This is a genomic window from Streptomyces daliensis (assembly GCF_054782395.1).
Map to the genome: position 1 here is coordinate 1 of NZ_BAAGSO010000071.1, position 1,603 is coordinate 1,603.

Annotated in this window: 1 protein-coding gene; it reads left to right on the forward strand. The window is 69.7% G+C overall.

Annotation, left to right across the window (positions count from 1 at the left end; genetic code table 11):
• Nucleotides 1–93 precede the first annotated feature (93 nt).
• The gene (locus tag ACYVOO_RS16740; RefSeq protein WP_461016442.1) at nucleotides 94–1,593 is read left to right on the forward strand and encodes an NF041680 family putative transposase; all 1,500 of its coding nucleotides are present in this window, start codon (nucleotides 94–96) and stop codon (nucleotides 1,591–1,593) included.
• Nucleotides 1,594–1,603: the final 10 nt, after the last annotated feature.

The window sequence follows — 1,603 nt, forward strand, 5'->3', positions numbered from 1 at the left end:
AGCTTGTGCTTTAAGGTGCGAGGTCGAAATGGGCCTCGCACTAGGCCGCTCACCTGGGCGTTCACCGGACGCTGGGGCGGCCTTCGTCTGATCATGTGCTCCGACCAAGGTGCACCGATCCAAACGAAGGCCGTGAAGGTGAGTCTGCTGCCTGATGCCGGTCCCGGGGAAGCGTTCGCGAAAGCGTCACGCTTCCGGGACGACTTATTCGACTGCCTGACAGCGCGCGGGGACGAGTTGTTCGAGCTGGTGGATGCGCTGTTGTGCGCGGACGGGCCGGTGAGGGCGCTGGTGGACCTGACGCTGGTGGCCGAGCACCGGCGCGGTCACGGCGCGATGTACGACGCGCTGAACCACGGCAGCGTGGATGTGCCCCGGCTGCGGCAGGTGCTGGCTGGCCTGCCCATGCCGGAGGCCGCCGACGGGCGCCTGGTCCTCGCGGTCGACATCAGCCACTGGCTCCGCCCCGACGCGCCGACCAGCGCGGAGCGTCTGTTCTGCCACGTCTACGGACGCAGCGGCCGGTCCTCGGACCAGTTCGTGCCCGGCTGGCCGTACTCCTTCGTCGCCGCGCTCGAATCGGGCCGGACGTCCTGGTGCCAGGTGCTGGACGCCGTCCGTCTCGGGCCGGCCGACGACGTCGCCGAGGTCACCGCCGCCCAGGTCCGCCGGGTGGTCACCGACCTCATCGAGATGGGCCGCTGGAATGTGGGCGACCGCGACATCCTGATCGTCTTCGACGCAGGCTACGACGCCCCGCGCATGGCCCACCTCCTTGACGGGTTCCCCGTCGAGATCCTCGGACGCATGCGCTCGGACCGGGTGATGCGACGGCCGAAGCCCTCGCTCAAGGAGTACGCCCTGGCCTATCCCCAGGGTGGGCGGCCGCCGAAGCACGGCAAGGAGTTCCGCTTCGCCAAGCCGGAGACCTGGGGTGGGCCGGACGCGGCAACTGTGCAGGTCACCGACCGGTACGGAACCGCCCGGGCGATGGCCTGGGACCGCATTCACCCCCGGTTGACCACCCGCTCCGCATGGATCGACCACACCGGTGAACTCCCCGTCATCGAGGGCACCTTGATCCGCCTCCAGGTCGACCGTCTTCCCGGCGGAAACGACCCGCTGCCGATCTGGCTGTGGTCCTCCGCCACCGGCCTGACCGGCGAGGACGTCGATGTCCGCTGGCAGGTGTTCCTACGGAGATTCGATCTTGAACACACCTTCAGAATGATCAAGCAGACCCTCGGCTGGACCCGCCCGAAGCTCCGCACCCCCGAGGCGGCGGACCGGTGGACCTGGCTCATCGTCGCCGCCCACACCCAGCTCCGGCTCGCCCGGCCGCTGGCCGCCGATGTCCGGCACCCCTGGGAGCGTCCGGTCGAGCCCAGGCGGCTCACCCCGGCCCGGGTTCGCCGGGGGTTCAGGAACCTCCGCCCGAACTTGCCCTGTCCAGCCCGTGCGCCGAATCCCGGTCGGCCCGGCCCCGGGCGCCCGCTCGGTTCGAAGAACCGGCACCGGGCACCCCACCACGACGTCGGAAAAACGGCGAAACGACCCGAGTCGATCAAAGAGCGATCCCGGCCCGGAGGATAAAGCACAAGCT